Origin of the sequence: Frigoribacterium sp. Leaf44, from assembly GCF_001421865.1 — a bacterium.
GTDB lineage: Bacteria > Actinomycetota > Actinomycetes > Actinomycetales > Microbacteriaceae > Frigoribacterium.
Window position 1 is genome coordinate 49,940 of record NZ_LMLG01000004.1, and the last position, 14,193, is coordinate 64,132.

Genomic DNA, 14,193 nt, shown 5'->3' on the forward strand with positions numbered 1-14,193 from the left:
CCGTCAGCACCGGGTGGCGAGGGCTCGAGAAGACACGACATGCCGCTCACCCTCGACGGTGAGCGGCATGTCGTGGCATCTCGGCCGACGTGGCGTCAGTCGCCGTCGCCCTCGGCGTCGTCACCCTCGGTGTCGACGGGCTCGTGGATGCGGGCCTCGCCGGTGACGGCGTCGACCCGGACGACCGTGCCGTCGTCGAGCTCGACGACGGGACGGTGCTCGAGCCAGGTCAGCGTCCAGCGCCACGAGGTCGCGTCGACTCCTTGGTCGGAGAGCTCACGCTCTACCTGGGCGACCGCCCCGAGGACGGGAGCAGGCAACTCGGCCGGGGCCGCGCCTCCGACGCTCCACCGCGTGCCGAGCTGCATCAGGCACCCGCCGTCGGGGCAGGATCGGCAGCAGCGCCGGAGCGGGCCGCACCGGCGTCGGCCGGCACCTCGGCGAACACGATGTCGCCGACCGCCAGCTCGTCGCCCTCGGCGAAGGACAGCTCGGCGATCTTGCCGACCGCCGCGAGGTCACCCGCCGCGAGCTTCACGAGCTCGAGCTGGGCCGAAGGGCCCGTGATGACGGCCGAGGCCACCGGGGTCTTCTGCGAGGCCTTGGCGTCCGACTTCGCCCGCCGGACGAAGATCAGTGCCTGCCCGACGAGCCCCACGAGACCGGACGAGGTCTCGCCCTCGGTGAGGCCGAGCTCGTCGACGGTCGGCCACGCGGCCCGGTGCACCGAGTCGTCGTGCGTCCAGGACCAGACCTCTTCGGTGGCGAACGGCAGGTAGGGCGCGATCAGGCGCAGCAGGCCCTCGAGCACCGTGCGCAGTGCGAGCACGGCGGAGGCCTGCTCGGCCGGCGTGGTGGCGCCGTAGGCACGCTCCTTCACGAGCTCGAGGTAGTCGTCGCAGAACGTCCAGAAGAACTTCTCGGTCGTCTCGAGCGCCCGGGCGTGGTCGTAGCCCTCGAGCGCCTCGGTCGCGGTCTCGATGACGGCGGCGAACGACGCGAGGAGGTCACGGTCGAGCGGCTGGGTGATCTCGAACTCTCCTGAGGGCAGCTCGAACGAGTACACGAACTTGGCCGCGTTGAGCACCTTGATGGCCAGACGGCGGCCGATCTTGATCTGCTTGGGGTTCTGCGGGTCGAACGCCGCGTCGGTGCCCAGCCGGCTCGACGCCGCCCAGTAGCGCACCGAGTCCGAGCCGTGGTCGTCGAGCATGGCGGCCGGGGTCACCACGTTGCCCTTCGACTTCGACATCTTCTTGCGGTCGGGGTCGACGATGAAGCCCGAGATCGACGCGTTCTTCCACGGCACGGTGCCCGACTCGAGCTGCGACCGCAGCATCGTCGAGAACAGCCAGGTGCGGATGATGTCCTGCCCCTGGGGGCGCACGTCGTAGGGGAACACCAGGTCGAACAGCTCGGGGTCGCGCTCCCAGCCGCCGGCCAGCTGCGGGGTGAGCGACGACGTCGCCCAGGTGTCCATCACGTCGACCTCGCCGACGAAGCCGCCGGGCACGCCGCGCTGCGACTCGTCGTAGCCAGGAGCCGCCTGGGAGGCCGGGTCGATCGGCAGCTGCGCCTCGGTGGGCACGATCACCTGGTCGAAGACGGGGTTGCCGTCGCCGTCGAGCGGGTACCAGACCGGGATCGGCACGCCGAAGAACCGCTGGCGCGAGATGAGCCAGTCGCCGTTCAGGCCGTTGACCCAGTTGTCGTAGCGGACGCGCATGAAGTCGGGGTGGAACGCCACCTGGCCACCGCGCTCGAGCAGCGAACCCTTGAGCTGCTCGTCGCGGGCGCCGTTGACGACGTACCACTGACGGGTCGACACGATCTCGAGCGGCTTGTCGCCCTTCTCGAAGAACTTCACCGGGTGCGAGATCTTGCGGATCTCGCCCACGAGCTCGCCCGAGGCGGTCAACTGCTCGACCACGGACTGCTTGGCGCTGAACACCGTCTTGCCGGCCAGCTGGGCATAGGAGGCGCGCCCCGCCTCGGACGTGATCGCCTCGGGGGCCTCGCTGACGAAGCGGCCGTCGAAGCCGATCACGGCGCGGTTCGGCAGCTGCAGCTCGCGCCACCAGACCACGTCGTTGGTGTCGCCGAAGGTGCAGACCATGGCGATGCCGGAGCCCTTGTCGGGCTGGGCGAGGTGATGCGCCACCACGGGCACCTCGACGTCGAACAGCGGCGAGCGGACGGTCGTGCCGAACAACGCCTGGTAGCGCTCGTCGTCCGGGTGCGCGACGAGGGCCACGCAGGCCGGCAGCAGCTCGGGCCGCGTGGTGTCGATCAGCACGTCGCCCTGGCCGTCGGTGCGGTGGAAGGCGAGCTTGTGGTACGCCCCGGGCATCTCTTTGTCCTCGAGCTCGGCCTGCGCCACGGCCGTGCGGAACGTGACGTCCCAGAGCGTCGGCGCGTCGGCCTGGTAGGCCTCGCCGCGGGCCAGGTTGCGGAGGAACGCCTTCTGCGCGATGGCCTGCGAGTCGTCGTCGATGGTGCGGTAGCTCTGGGTCCAGTCGACCGAGAGGCCGAGCTTCCGCCAGACGTCCTCGAACTGCTTCTCGTCCTCGACCGTGAGGCGCTCGCACAGCTCGATGAAGTTGCGACGCGAGATCGGCACCTGGTCGGCGGCCTTCGACGACTTGTTGTCGCCACCCTCGAAGGGCGGGGTGAAGTCGGCGTCGTAGGGCAGCGACGGGTCGCAGCGCACACCGTAGAAGTTCTGCACGCGACGCTCGGTGGGCAGTCCGTTGTCGTCCCAGCCCATCGGGTAGAACACGCGCTTGCCGCGCATGCGCTCGAACCGGGCCTTGACGTCGGTGTGCGTGTAGCTGAAGACGTGGCCGATGTGCAGGCTGCCCGAGGCGGTCGGCGGCGGGGTGTCGACCGAGAACACGGAGGCGCGGGTCGCGTCGGTGCGGTCGAAGCGGTAGGTGCCGTCGGCCTCCCAGACCTGACCCCAACGGGCCTCGAGTCCTTCGAGGGCGGGCTTCTCGGGCATCGCTGACGTCATGGTCTTCTCCGGTTTCTGTGGACGGCACCGTGTCGGTGGGGAGGTGCCTGGTTGTGGGACTCCGACCAGTGTACGCACCCTCGCGAGGGCTCCTCGTGGACCGCCGCCGCACCTCCTGCGCGCTGCGCCCACTGCACCCCTGCGCACGCTGCACTGGTACTGACATGGCGGTTCTGTTAGGCTCGACGGGTTTTTTGCCGACGCTGGGGTCGACTGCCACCGCCCGACGACCTGGAGGCCTCACCCGATGTCAGCCAAGAAGAACGACAGCAAGAAGCCCGCCCGCCGCAGCCTGACCACCGACGACGTCACCGTCGTCGAAGAGGGTCTGCTCAAGCGCGCGGTCAGTGCCGCAGCCCTCGGCAACGCCATGGAGTGGTTCGACTTCGGCGTCTACGCCTACATCACGACGACGATCGCCCAGGTGTTCTTCCCGCCGGGCAACGACGCGCTCAACATCCTGTTCACCTTCGGCACGTTCACCGCCGCGTTCATCGTGCGCCCGATCGGCGGCGCCTTCTTCGGCCCGCTCGGCGACCGCATCGGACGCCAGAAGGTGCTCGCGCTCACGATGATCCTGATGGCGGCGGGGACGCTCGCCATCGGCCTCATCCCGTCGTACGCGACCATCGGCCTCTGGGCGCCCGTCCTGCTGCTGTTGGCGCGCCTCCTGCAGGGCTTCTCGACCGGCGGTGAGTACGGAGGCGCGGCCACGTTCATCGCCGAGTACTCGCCCGACAAGCGCCGCGGCTTCATGGGCTCGTGGCTCGAGTTCGGCACGCTCGCCGGCTACGTGCTCGGTGCCTCGCTGGTCACCGGCCTGCAGCTCGGCATGAGCGAGGAGGCGCTGCTCGCCTGGGGCTGGCGCATCCCGTTCCTGATCGCCGGGCCGCTCGGCCTGATCGGGCTCTACCTGCGCCTCAAGCTCGAGGAGACCCCGGCGTTCCAGAAGCAGCAGGAAGAAGCGGCCGGGCGCGAACACGTCAAGGTGCCGTTCGTGAAGCTCTTCGCCGAGAACTGGCGTGCGCTGATCGTTTGCATCGGCCTGGTGCTGGTGTTCAACGTGACCGACTACATGCTGCTGTCGTACATGCCGACCTACCTCACCAACACGCTCGGACGCAGTGCAACCTCGGGGCTGCTGCTCGTGATCGTCGTGATGGTCCTGATGATGATCGTCATCACGTTCAGCGGGCGCCTGAGCGACCGGTTCGGACGACGTCCCGTGCTGTTCGCCGGCTGCATCGGGTTCCTGGTGCTGTCTTGGCCGGCCCTCAAGCTCGTGCAGTCCGAGAGCACCCCGCTCGTCTTCGTCGGCCTGCTGGTGCTCGGCCTGGTGCTCGTCACGTTCACGTCGACCATGCCGTCGACGCTGCCCGCGCTCTTCCCGACGATCATCCGCTACGGCGCCCTGGCCATCGCGTTCAACGTGTCGGTCTCGCTGTTCGGCGGCACCACGCCCCTGGCCACCGAGGCGCTGGTCGTCTGGGCCGAGGGGAAGGGCTTCTCGTGGGCCCACGACATCCCCGCTTTCTACCTGATGGCCGCGGCCGTGATCGGCCTCGTCGCCGTGTGGTTCACGAAAGAGACGGCCAACGAGCCGCTGCTCGGTTCGGGCCCGTCGGTCGCGACCGACGACGAGGCGCGCGAGCTGGTCGAGGCCTACGCCGACGAGTCGAGCGAGGTCGCGAAGTCGGACTGGGCGCTCGAGTGGGCGCAGTCCGGCCTCATCGACGTGGTCGACCCGAAGGCCGCCGAGGCCGACGCCGCCCACCGCGCCCGTCCGTAGTCCACCCGCCGCGGTCGGGACATCACGACGTGCCGCTCACCTCGGAGGTCAGCGGCACGTCGTGTCATCGGGCCGGGCCGGGCCGGGCCGGTCGGGCGGGGCCGGTCGGGCGGGGCTAGGGGCGAGCGGCGAGCAGGGCGCGGGTGTGGGCGTGCTGCGGGGCGGAGAACACGTCCGCCGTGCGGCCCTGTTCGACGATCCGGCCCTCGTGCATCACGGCGACCCGGTCGGTCATGTGCTCGACGACGTCCAGGTCGTGCGAGATGAAGACGTAGGCGAGCCCGTCCTGCCGCTGCAACTCGTCGAGCAGGTCGAGCACCTGGGCCTGCACCGAGACGTCGAGCGCCGAGACCGGCTCGTCGCAGACGATCACGCGGGGTCGCGGGGCCAGGGCGCGGGCGATCGCCACCCGTTGCCGCTGCCCGCCGGACAACGTGTCGGGCCGTCGCGCCACGGTGCCGGCGTCGAGCCCGACCCGTGCCAGCAGGGCGACGACCTCGCGCTCGACGGGGCCGAGGCGCGTGCTGCGGCCGGCCGTCAGCGCGTCCGCCAGCAGCCGACCGACGGTGAAGCGCGGGTCGAACGAGCTCGAGGGGTCCTGGTAGACGGCCCCGAGGTCGCCCCGGCGGGGACGGCGATCGCGCTCGCGCGCCGGGGCCCAGGTCGTGCCGAGCAGGTCGACCGTCCCGGCGTCGGGGTCGTCGAGGCCGAGCAGCAGACGAGCCGTCGTGGTCTTGCCCGAGCCGGACGCTCCGACGAGGCCGAGCGTCTCGCCGGCCCGCAGCGAGAGCGAGACGTCGTCCACGGCGACCCGGTCGGGCCCCCGACGGCTCGCGAAGACCCGGCGCAGGCCCGTCGCCACGAGGACCGGGCCGACCGGGGGAGTCGTCGACGTGTCGGGCGTCGACGGGCCGGGCGCGCCTCCTGTCCGGGGTGTGCCGGGGGTGTCCGGCGTCGTCGACGCAGGCGCGCCTCCCGCGTCCGGGCCGTCGGGCGTCACGGCGGCCGACAGGCGCCGACCCCGCGGGGCCCCACCCGGCAGGGCGGCCAGGAGCATGCGCGTGTAGTCGGCCTGCGGTGAGTCGAGCACGGTCGCCGTGGCCCCCTGCTCGACCACGCGTCCGTCGCGCATCACGACGACGCGGTCGGCCAGGCGGCGCACGACCCCCAGGTCGTGACTGATCGCGAGGACGGCCGTCCCTGCGTCGCGGAGGGCCGCGAGCCGGTCGACGACCAGGCGCTGCACCTCGGCGTCGAGGGCGGTGGTCGGTTCGTCCGCGACGATCAGGCCGGGCCGCAGGGCGAGGGCCGCGGCGATGAGTGCCCGCTGCCGCAGCCCTCCCGAGAGCTCGCCCGACCGCAGGCCGCGGCGCGCCTCGGGGTCGGGCATGCCGACCTCGGTGAGGACCTCGAGCACCCGGGCCCGACGGGCGGTCGGCGAGAGGCGCGTGTGCAGTCGCAGGGCGTCGTCGATCTCGCGACCGACCGGGCGCAGGGGGTCGAGCGAGACCAGGGCGTCCTGCAGCACGAGCCCGATGCGCGGGCCGCGCAGCCGACGCCAGCGTCGTTCGGTCAGCGTGAGAAGGTCGTCGCCACCGAGTCGCAGGGCGTCGGCCGTCACCGTGCCACCGGTCAGCCCGAGCAGGGCCCGGGCGGTCACGCTCTTGCCCGAGCCGGACTCGCCGACCAGGGCCACGCATTCACCGGGACGCATCGAGAACGACACGGCGTCGACGGCGGTCACCCCGTCGAACGCGACGTGCAGGCGGTCGACGACGAGGTCGTCCGAGGAGGCGCGGTGCCGGTCACCGAGGGCGGCGCCGGCCGCCGGCGGGTCCGTGGTCATCGTCGGCCTCCTCGCCCGCGTCGCGCGAGACCGCGCCCCAGGACCGTGGCCGACGCGGCCGTCACGACGACGGCGAGCCCCGGGAAGACGGTCATCCACCAGGCGACCGCGAGGTACGTGCGCCCGGCCGAGAGCATCGCACCCCACTCGGGTGCCGGGGGCGGCGACCCCAGTCCGAGGTAGCTCAGCGACGACGCCCAGACGACGGCCTGACCGAGGCCCAGCGTGGCGAGCACGACGACGGGGGCGAGGGCGTTCGGCAGCACGTGGCGCAGCAGGACGACCCCCGGGCGGCGACCGAGCACGGTCGCCGCCTCGACCATCGGCGACCGGCGGACGGCCGCCACCTGGCTGCGGACGATGCGGGCGTACCCGGGGGCGGTCGCGAGGCCGACGGCGATCGTCGCGGGCACGGCCCCGGGCCCGGTGAACGCGATGACGACGAGAGCCAGAAGCAGGCCGGGCAGGGCGAAGAGGACCTCGAGCACGCGACTCACGCCGACGTCGGTCGCCCGACCGACCAGGCCGCGACCGCCGAGGCCCGCCAGGACGCCGAGGGCCACACCCAGGCCCGTGCCGATCAGCGTGGCGACGAGTCCGATCGTCAGCGAGGCGCCGGCTCCGTGGACGACGCGGGTCCAGACGCCCCGCCCCGACTCGTCGGTGCCGAACGGGTGCGCGGCCGACGGGCCGGCGAACGCGTCGGTCGGCGACACGGCGAGCGGGTCGGCGGGGGCCAGCAGGGCCGGCGCGACGGCCATCACGACCACGAGCGACAGCAGGGCGGCCGCGACGAGTTCCGCGGGGCCGAGCGGCGAGCGCCGCCGGGCGGCGCGCATCGAGGAGGCGCGGGTCGGGTCGGCACCCCGGGGCAGGTCGGGCAGCGCGGTCATGCCGCGCGTCCTCTCGGGTCGACCGCGCGCTCGGCCAGGTCGCCGAGGGCGACCACGACGACGTAGGCGAGGGCCGAGACGAGGGCGACACCGGTCACGAGAGGGATGTCACGCAGCGTGACCGCACCGAGGAGGGTGCGGCCGAGTCCCGGGCGCGCGAACACCGACTCGACCACGACGGCGCCGCTGAGCAGCGAGCCGAAGGCCCAGCCCGACAGGGCGAGCCCGGGCAGGGCCGCGTGCCGGAGCAGGTGACGGACGAAGAGCCCCGACGGACTCTCGCCCCGGGCTCGGGCCGAGAGGGCGAACGGGGTGGCCGCGGCGTCGAGGAGCGAGTCGCGGGTGACCTGGCCGAGGAACCCCGCGACGGGGATCGCGAGCGTGACGACCGGCAGGACGAGCCCCGCGGGGGTGCCCGTGCTCACCGGGGGGAGCAGCCCGAGCTCGGTGCTGAAGACCAGGATGAGCAGGCTGGCCAACCAGAAGTGCGGGACGGCCGAGGCGACGACCTCGAGCCCCGACGACACCGCCGAGGCGATCCGACCGCTGAGGGTCGCCCACCAGGCCGTCGCGATCGCCAGCAGCCAGGCCACGACCAGGGCCAGCAGGGCCAGGCCGATCGTGCCCGGCAACTGGTCGAGCAGCAACCGGCCGACGTCGGTGCGCAGCGAGTACGAGGTGCCGAGGTCGCCCGTCGCGAGTCGACCGAGCTGCGCGAGGTACTGGACGAGCAGCGGCTGGTCGAGGCCGTACTGCCGGCGGACCGTGTCGAGGGCCTCGGCCGACGCCTGCGACCCCGGACCGCCGAGGATCGCCTCGGCCGGGTCGCCCGGCACGAGCCGGATGGCGAAGAAGATGAGCGTCGCGACGGCCCAGAGCACGAAGACCGCACCGAGCAGGCGGCCGACGAGCCACCGACCCGCCCGTCGCCACCGCCCGGGACGCACCCGGTCAGCTCGCCTCGTAGGCGTCGTACATCGTCGGCGCCTGGACCGTCGGCAGGGCACGGACCCCATGGACGGCCGAGCGCACCAGGTAGTGGTTCTGCTGGTCGTACAGCGGCAGGACGTGCCACCCCTCGAGGATGATCTGCTGCGCCTGCTGGTAGAGGTCGGCGCGCTCGTCGGCGTCGCTCGTCTCGGAGGCGCGGGTCAACAGGTCGTCGAGGGCCGGGTCGCTCGTCTGCGACAGGTTGGCGAAGTAGCCGCTCGGGGCCGGGGTGATGCCGTCGCTGTCGTAGAGGATGCGCAGCACGTCGGGGCCGACCTTCGTGTACGGCGCGCTCACCAGGTCGTACTCGTTCGCGGCGAGGGCGCCGTACCAGCTCGAGAGGTCGAGGGGCTCGAGGGTGACGTCGAAGCCGAGGTCCTTCGCACCGGCCTGGACCTGCTCGAAGAGCGACTGCTCGGCCGGGATCGACTGGTTCGTGCTGACCGGGAACGTCGCGGCGAGGCGCACACCGTCCTTCGTGCGGTAACCGTCCGCGTCGCGGGTGGTCCACCCGGCCCGGTCGAGCAGGTCGTTCGCCGCGTCGGTGTCGACGTCGAAGAGCGACTCGTCGGAGAATGCCAGCGGCTCGACGCTCGACAGCGGGCTGTACGACCGCTTCGCCGTCCCGAAGAAGAGCGAGTCGATGCCCGAGTCGACGTCGACGCCACGGATGAACGCCTCGCGGACGGCCGGGTCGTCGAAGGGCGCCTTGCCGGCGTTGAGCTCGATGCGGTTCGAGGCCCCGGGGCGAGGGGCGTCGATCTCGTCGAGCGAGTCGTCCTTGGCCGCGGCGACCAGGGTGTCGGGCTGGGCGTTGTCGATCACGTCGACCTGGCCGGCCTGCAGCGCGGCGTAGCGCGACGCCGAGTCGGGGATGAACCGCCAGACGATCTCGTCGAGGTAGGCGGGCCCCTGGTGCCCGGCGTCGGCCGGCGGCGAGCTGTAGTCGTCGTTGCGGGTGAGGACGACCTGCTGCTGCTTGGTCCACGACTCGACCGCGAACGGGCCGGTGCCGACCGGTGACTCGCAGTTGACCTCCTGGCTGCGGGTCAGGGCGTCGGGGGACTCCATCGCGAGCCAGGGCTGTGAGAGGGACTCGAGGAGGGCGCTGTCGGGCTCGCGCAGGTCGAAGCGTGCCGTGCGGGCGTCGACCGCCTCGACGCCGGTGACCTTGCCGAGGGCGAGGTACCCGGTCGACGACAGCGTCGTGGGGTCCTGGAGGTGGGCGACGTTGGCGGCCACGGCGGCGGCGTCGAACGGGGTGCCGTCGGTGAAGGTCACGCCGTCCTTCAGCGTGAAGGTCCAGCTGAGGCCGTCGGATGCCTCTTCCCAGGAGTCGGCCAGCCACGGGACGACGTCACCGTTCGCGTCCTTCGAGACGAGCGACTCGAGGTACTGCGTCGACACGAGCGCTTGCGGGTAGTTGCCGCCGACGTGGGGGTCGAGGCAGGTCGGCTCGGCGTCGCCCGAGGCGTAGGTGAGCGTGCCCCCCGAGACCGGGGTGGAGGCGGCGTCGGGGTCGCCCCCGCTCGTGCAACCGGCGAGCACGAGGCTCGCGACGGCGGTGGCGGCGATCAGGACGGGCAGGCGGCTGCGCATGGGGCTCCGGGCGTGGGGACTGACGGGACGTCGGGTGTGATCCACTGCCTCCGAGACGAGGGCTGCATTCGTGGACCGGGTGCAACAAGTGCGCCGTCGAGTCTAGCGGCATGATGGTGGCCATGTCAGATGGACCAGGCCCGACCCGCCCGCGGCGGCCGGTCGGCCGACCTCGCCGCTCGTCCGCCGAGATGCTGGCCGACGCGGCCGCCGAGCTGTTCCTCGAGAACGGCTACGCCGGGACGACCGTCGACGACATCGCCCGCCGGGCCGGCGTCAGCCGCGGCACGTTCTTCAACTACTTCGAGGCCAAGTCCGACCTCTTCTGGCTCGACCTCGACCAGAGCCTCGCGGATCTCGGGGACCTGCTGCGCGCCTCCTCGGGGCTCTCGCCGGTCCGGGCGGTCGAGGCGGCGCTCGTCGCGCTCGCCGAGGCCCACGATCCCGAGCGCGTGCCGTGGGCGCTGACCCAGTCCGAGGCGATGGCCCTCGGTGACGACCTGGTCGCGTCGGCGGCCGTCCGGTTCGTGCGCCAGCAAGGGGCGGTCGCATCGTACGTCGCCGAGCGCTCGGGTCGCGATCGGTCGGACCTGTCGGCCCAGGTGGTCGGCTCGGCCTTGATCGCCGCCGCGGCGGCCGCGATCTCGACCTGGGCCCGAGCCGGTGTCTCGCGCGGGCCCCTCGGACCGGTCGTCGCGGCGGCCGTGGGGCCGGTCGCGGACGGACTCGACGCCCGGGAGGCGCGCTCGGCCTAGACGGTCGGTGTCGGCGACGTCGAGGGGGACGTGGGCGAGAGGACGTCGACCAGCTCGGCGCGCTTCGGGAAGACCCACTTGTTCATGGCCCAGTAGCGGAAGACCATGGCGAGCATGGTGCCGACGATCGGGCCGCTGACGAAGTCGGCGATCTCTTGCGTGGTTCGCGAGACGTTCGGCACCTCGAGGCCGAAGCCGTAACGCGAGAGGTAGAGCGGCGCCGAGTTGAGGCCGACCCCGATGATGCTGACGATGACGAAGAGCAACATCTCGTGCGCGGTGTGACGCTCGCCGCGGTCGTCGAACGACCACTTCTTGTTCATCCAGTACGAGAAGACCGTCGCGACGATGATGCCCAGCGCGAGGGCGGTGACGGGGTGCTGGGGGATGACGAACAGCTTGAGCCCGTAGTTGATCACCATGGTGATCACGAAGCCGATGCCCCCGACGACGAGGAACCTCGCCGCGGAGGGGTGCTCTCTGATGAGCTTGATGACTGCTTGCACTGCATCACGGTAGCCGAGAGCGCCATGAAGTGGCTGGAAGCGACCACGGGATGCGTCACGAATCACCGCCAGAACGAGAGGGTGAACCCGCGCGGCGCCGGAGGGTTGAGGGCAGCTCGACCTTGCGGATGACTTCTCGTCACGGCCTGATCACGGCGTGAGGATCTGTCGCCCTCGGTGGCTAACGTCGTGCTCGTCGGACCGGATCACCGGGACGGCGACCGGTCGCCCCGGGGTGGGTCAGGGCGACCGGTCCACCCTGACTCACTGAAGAGGACATCACTCATGAAGAAGACCGTGTCGACCGCCACCGCGCTGTCGACGGCCATCGTCATCGCCCTGGGGGGCATCGCACTGAGCGGACAGGCGGCCTCTGCGCAGCCGGTTCCGATCGAGCAGGAGGCGGCGGCCGCTCCGGCCGACGTCGAACCCGTGGTCGAAGCGACGGTAGAGCCCGAGATCGTCGACGACGCTCCGGAGCCGGCCGTGCCCGCGGACGAGTCCACAGCCGAGCCGACGGACGGTTCCGGGCCGGCTGAGGATGAGGCGCCCGCCGGCACCGAGCCGGGCGTGGCGGTGCCCGAGACAGCGGTCGAGGGTTCGGACGAGGCACTCGCGGCGCGGGCGGGCGCCTTCACGCTCGAGAGTCCCGTGCAGGGCGGGGCCTACGACACCCTGGGTTACGACGTCGTCGTCCTCACGGACGAGGTCGACGTGCAGATCGAGGTGCTCGACGGCGCGGGCGTGGTCGTCTGGGGCGCGGTGCACCAGTCCGGTCCGCGGATCGAGACGACCATCGGTCTCGGGGACGACGCCGCAGTGGACCAGACCGTCACGGTGGTCGTCGAGGATGCCCAGGGACTCGTGCTGGGGCAGGAATCCCGCACGTTCCGGATCGACGTCCCGACGTCCCCGGCCGTGACCGTGAGCACGCCACGGACCGGGGCGGTCGTGACGGCAGATTCCGAGTACCCGGGTCTGGGTGTGTTCGAGATCGCCGGAACGGGCGTCCCCGGATCGGCCATCGCCTTCACGGTCGAAGCCTTGAGTGGTCAAGAGGGGTGGGGCCACGACTACGACGCCCCCCGCGTCGCCGCCGACGGTACCTACCGCTTCACGGAGATCCTGCCTCACGGGTCGTGGCGGCTGCTCGTGAGTCAGTACGTGCCTCGCGGTGACGGCCAGCTCGGCCTCGAGGGTCCGCCGCGCAGCCGTCAATCCGTCCCGGTCGTGGTGGAATTCGCACTGGCCGCTCCGGCTGCGGCAGCGCCGGTGGTGTCTCCGGTCACGCCTGCGATCGTCCCGACCGTCTCGAAGCCCGTCATCCCGGTCGGTGTGAGGGTCGTCCCCGTGTCGCACCGCTCGGACCTCGCCTACACGGGCTCGTCCGAGACGACGCCGTGGGCGGGTCTCGCCGGGATGGTGCTCGTGGGTCTCGGGGCGGCGACCGTCCTCGTCACCCGGCGCCGCGCCTCCCGGGGCTGACGCCTGACCGGTCCGCGGTCAGCGACGAGCCGGGTCGGACGCCCTCCGGGGCGTCAGGCTCGGCTCGTCCGGCGTGGAGAGGGTGAGCACGGCTTCTTCGACGGCGTCGTGGTCCTCGAGTTCTCGCTCGACCCGGCGGAGTGCCACCGCGACGTGCTCTTCACGGTCGTTGCCGGTCATGTCGACCGCTGCGACCAGGTAGAGCCGGCCGGGGCCCACGAACTCGGTGTGCAGATACGTCACGCGAGCGATCTCGGGGCGGGCCAGGAGGCGCTCGAGGACGGTCGACTCGAGTTCGTCCGACGGGCTCTCACCGACGAGGAACCGCCGGTTGCGGTCGACCAGCACGAGAGCCACCACGCCGAGCAGCACGCCGACGGCGATCGACCCGATCGCGTCGAACACCGCCGACCCGGTGATCTGGTGCAGGAAGATCCCGAGGAACGCGATGAGGAGCCCGACCAGAGCCGCCGCGTCCTCGGCGAAGACGGCCCGCAGGGTCGAGTTCGAGCTGCGCAGGACGAAGCGCAGGGTCGGCGCGCCCCGCTCGCGGGCCGAACCCCTGGCCTGACGGAAGGCCTGCAGGAACGACGTGCCCTCGAGCACGAAGGCGATCGCGAGGACGACGTAGTTGATCAGGTAGTTCTCCGCCTCCTCCTCGGCGGTCAACTGCGAGATGCCGTGCTGGATCGACACGACGGCACCGACGGTGAAGAGGCCGAAGGCGGCGAACATCGACCAGACGTAGGTCTCCTTCCCGTAGCCGAGGGGGTGGGCGTCGTCCCGGCGCTTGACGCCGCGCTTGTCGGCGACGAAGAGGAAGACCTCGTTGCCCGTGTCCGCCCACGAGTGCGCCGACTCGGCGACCATCGAGGCCGACCCCGTCAGGAAGGCGGCGACCGTCTTCGCGACGGCGATGAGCAGGTTGGCGAGGAACGCCACGATGACGGTGACCGTGCTCTCGGGCTTGGCCGGCGACGCGGACGGGGTGGAGGACATGGCCTCGATCCTGCTCCTCGGAACGACCTCGCGCCTCCTCGGCTCTGACGGTAGGATCGACCACGCATCGATCCGGCCATCACCGGGGAGCACCCGGAAGAAAGCGACCGGCGGGCCACGGCCCGGTGGTCGTCGGTAGAACCGGGCGGGGCAGGCCCGTCACAGCCGCAGCAGAGCGGTCGCGGTCACCGTCCGAGAGGGCGACGACGGCGGCAAGCGGGGTGGTACCGCGCCACCCGGGTCAGGCACCCGGTCGGCGTCCTCGTGGTCAGAAGGTCCCTCGGCCAGAGCAGCGGGGGCGACCCACCGCACGACCTG

Annotated in this window: 11 protein-coding genes; 3 read left to right on the forward strand and 8 right to left on the reverse strand. The window is 71.8% G+C overall.

Going from position 1 to position 14,193, the window contains the following annotated elements; genetic code table 11:
* Window positions 1-95: 95 nt before the first annotated feature.
* Both ASE87_RS06495 and valS read right to left on the reverse strand, forming a co-directional pair.
* Entirely contained in the window at window positions 96-368 is a 273-nt protein-coding gene (locus ASE87_RS06495; protein WP_056226982.1) for a hypothetical protein, read from the reverse strand.
* A complete protein-coding gene (valS, locus tag ASE87_RS06500) occupies window positions 368-3,013 on the reverse strand; it encodes a valine--tRNA ligase (RefSeq protein WP_056226984.1) in 2,646 nt (881 codons plus the stop codon). The genes ASE87_RS06495 and valS overlap by 1 nt, the downstream gene beginning before the upstream one ends.
* A 247-nt stretch (window positions 3,014-3,260) precedes the next feature.
* Here valS and proP point away from each other — a divergent pair, with 247 nt between their 5' ends.
* On the forward strand, window positions 3,261-4,802 hold the full coding sequence (proP, locus tag ASE87_RS06505) for a glycine betaine/L-proline transporter ProP (protein WP_056226986.1): 1,542 nt from the start codon (window positions 3,261-3,263) through the stop codon (window positions 4,800-4,802).
* A gap of 115 nt (window positions 4,803-4,917) precedes the next feature.
* On the opposite strand, the gene ASE87_RS06510 is transcribed toward proP, so the two are convergent.
* From ASE87_RS06510 to ASE87_RS06525, 4 genes are read right to left on the reverse strand one after another with little or no spacing between them, the layout of a single operon-like run.
* Window positions 4,918-6,648, reverse strand: a complete 1,731-nt coding sequence (locus ASE87_RS06510; protein WP_082452432.1) for an ABC transporter ATP-binding protein — start codon at window positions 6,646-6,648, stop codon at window positions 4,918-4,920.
* On the reverse strand, window positions 6,645-7,541 hold the full coding sequence (locus ASE87_RS06515; RefSeq protein ID WP_082060190.1) for an ABC transporter permease: 897 nt from the start codon (window positions 7,539-7,541) through the stop codon (window positions 6,645-6,647). The genes ASE87_RS06510 and ASE87_RS06515 overlap by 4 nt, the downstream gene beginning before the upstream one ends.
* On the reverse strand, window positions 7,538-8,488 hold the full coding sequence (locus ASE87_RS06520) for an ABC transporter permease (RefSeq protein ID WP_043597048.1): 951 nt from the start codon (window positions 8,486-8,488) through the stop codon (window positions 7,538-7,540). The genes ASE87_RS06515 and ASE87_RS06520 overlap by 4 nt, the downstream gene beginning before the upstream one ends.
* Window positions 8,489-8,492: 4 nt before the next feature.
* On the reverse strand, window positions 8,493-10,130 hold the full coding sequence (locus ASE87_RS06525; protein WP_056226988.1) for an ABC transporter substrate-binding protein: 1,638 nt from the start codon (window positions 10,128-10,130) through the stop codon (window positions 8,493-8,495).
* A 122-nt stretch (window positions 10,131-10,252) separates the two neighbouring features.
* Here ASE87_RS06525 and ASE87_RS06530 point away from each other — a divergent pair, with 122 nt between their 5' ends.
* The gene (locus ASE87_RS06530) at window positions 10,253-10,885 is read left to right on the forward strand and encodes a TetR/AcrR family transcriptional regulator (protein WP_162235866.1); all 633 of its coding nucleotides are present in this window, start codon (window positions 10,253-10,255) and stop codon (window positions 10,883-10,885) included.
* Here ASE87_RS06530 and ASE87_RS06535 read toward each other — a convergent pair.
* Window positions 10,882-11,391, reverse strand: coding sequence for a GtrA family protein (locus tag ASE87_RS06535; protein WP_056226990.1), 510 nt, complete (start codon window positions 11,389-11,391; stop codon window positions 10,882-10,884). The two genes, ASE87_RS06530 and ASE87_RS06535, sit on opposite strands and share 4 nt — an antisense overlap.
* 285 nt (window positions 11,392-11,676) lie before the next feature.
* Between ASE87_RS06535 and ASE87_RS06540 the strand changes: the two genes are divergently transcribed.
* On the forward strand, window positions 11,677-12,876 hold the full coding sequence (locus ASE87_RS06540; RefSeq protein WP_056226992.1) for an LAETG motif-containing sortase-dependent surface protein: 1,200 nt from the start codon (window positions 11,677-11,679) through the stop codon (window positions 12,874-12,876).
* Between the two features lie 18 nt (window positions 12,877-12,894).
* Here ASE87_RS06540 and ASE87_RS06545 read toward each other — a convergent pair whose 3' ends face one another.
* Window positions 12,895-13,875 carry a cation diffusion facilitator family transporter gene (locus ASE87_RS06545; protein WP_056226994.1) on the reverse strand — a complete coding sequence of 327 codons (981 nt, stop codon included), beginning with the start codon at window positions 13,873-13,875 and terminating at the stop codon, window positions 12,895-12,897.
* Between the last annotated feature and the right edge of the window lie 318 nt (window positions 13,876-14,193).